The organism is Streptomyces shenzhenensis (genome assembly GCF_021462265.1).
Taxonomy (GTDB): domain Bacteria; phylum Actinomycetota; class Actinomycetes; order Streptomycetales; family Streptomycetaceae; genus Streptomyces; species Streptomyces shenzhenensis.
This window is the reverse complement of sequence record NZ_JAJONF010000139.1, coordinates 1-1,705: the sequence shown is the minus strand read 5'-3', so window position 1 is coordinate 1,705 and position 1,705 is coordinate 1. Positions and strand designations below refer to the sequence as shown.

The following is a 1,705-nucleotide window of genomic DNA, read 5'->3' as shown; positions in this document are numbered from 1 at the left end:
TGTCGCCGTTCCGTGAACCGTGGTTCTGGATCACTTTCAGTGCCGGGGCCACGGAGGGTCACCACAACCGCGATCATGAACGTCCTCACGCTGCGAGGAGGACCCGCTTGCGGAGCAGGTCGAAGTTGGCGCGGCCGAACATCTGCCGCTTGATCATCTTGATTTTGTTGTTGTGGCCCTCGACGGCGCCGGAGTTGTAGCGGAGGCTGAGCCCGGCGGCGACGGCGTCGAGGTCCTGGCCGAGGCCGTTGACGAAGCCGTGCAGGGCGGGCAGATCGTCATCCTGTACGCGCTCCATCCACTGACCGAGGTCCTGGCCCCGGCGGTCGTTCATCAACTCGGCAAAGGCACGGACGTGTTCGGCAGTTCGCTCAAGGGCCGGGCAGCGGGCGAGGATCTGCTTGAGCCGCTGGGCCTGGTCGTCGTCGAGGTGGTCGGGACGGCGGGTGATCCAGCTGGTCACGTCCCGCACGGACGGGTGCTTGCGAGGCGGATCGTCGTGTGGGAAAGCTTCGCGGAGCCGTTGGACGTACCTTTTCACCACGCTCTCGCCACCGGGATAGCCGCGCTCGCGGACTTCCTCGAACAGACGGCGGGCGACGGTGCAGCCTTCCGCCCACCGCTGATGCAGATAGGGCTTGTAGGGGTCGAGGATGCTGGTCCGGCCGGTCCACCGTCCGACCAGGAGCTGGTCCGCGGTGGCCGCATTGGCGAGGCGGCGGACGGTGTTGCGGGCCAGGCCCAGCCGACGGGCGATCGGCCGCAGCCCGAGCCCTTCATCCAGCAGGGTGTGGACGGCCGCGTGCTGCTCGCGCACCCGGTCGGACAGACGGCCCGACTGTCGTGGTTCACCCGGAAAGGACGGTGCAGGATCCAGGCTCTCCGGGGGTTCGGCGGCGTGGACCGGGGCGGTGTTCTCCGGCTCGCGCAGTTGGGCGCGGTGCTGGATGACCGTCTTTTCGACGGCCTCGGCCAGGTTCTTCCAGATGTGCCACCGATCCGCGACGTGGACCGCGTCCGGGGCGCCGAGTCGTCCGGCCTCGGCGTATGCGGTGGACCGGTCACGGCAGATCACCTCGACGCCGGGGTGGTCGGCGAGCCAGGCGGCCACCGTCGCTGTGGTCCGGTCGGGCAGCAGATCGATGGGACGGCGCGTGTCGATGTCCACCAGGATCGTGCCGTAGTTGTGTCCCTTGCGCAGGGCGAAGTCGTCCACCCCGAGGACCCGCGGCGTGTGCGCTTCGGGCTCCGGCAGACGGCGTATCAGCCGCAGGAGCGTCGACCGGCTCGCCCGGACCGCGAGCGTGTCCGCCAGGCGGGCGCCGGCCCGGCCGGCCAGCATCACCGCTACGTGTTGCAGCACCGTCTGCAGCCCGGTGCTTCGCCGCCCGTGCCGGACGGTGAGTCCGTCGACCTGCTCGACGAACGTGGCCTGCCGGCAGGCGCGGTCACGGCAGCGGAACCGCCGGACCTGTAACTCGATCACCACGGGACGCCCGGCGACTGCCGTGTCGGCGAGGCGGCGTACGTAGCGGCTGTGCACCCGGCCCGACATCGTCCCGCAGGCGGGACACGCGGCCCGCCCTGCCGATGCGCGGGCCCGCACGACGACCCACTCACCGTCGATCACCGCGTTTTCGATCACTACGCCTTCGACCTGGTGGAACCACAGGTCCTGGAGGAACACATCACCCACGGACGTTCA

1 protein-coding gene is annotated in these 1,705 nt (G+C 69.7%); it reads right to left on the bottom strand.

Features of this window, described 5'->3' with window-relative positions; translation table 11 throughout:
* Positions 1-85: 85 nt before the first annotated feature.
* Positions 86-1,696, bottom strand: coding sequence for an ISL3 family transposase (locus LQ326_RS47065; protein ID WP_434056970.1), 1,611 nt, complete (start codon positions 1,694-1,696; stop codon positions 86-88).
* Between the last annotated feature and the right edge of the window lie 9 nt (positions 1,697-1,705).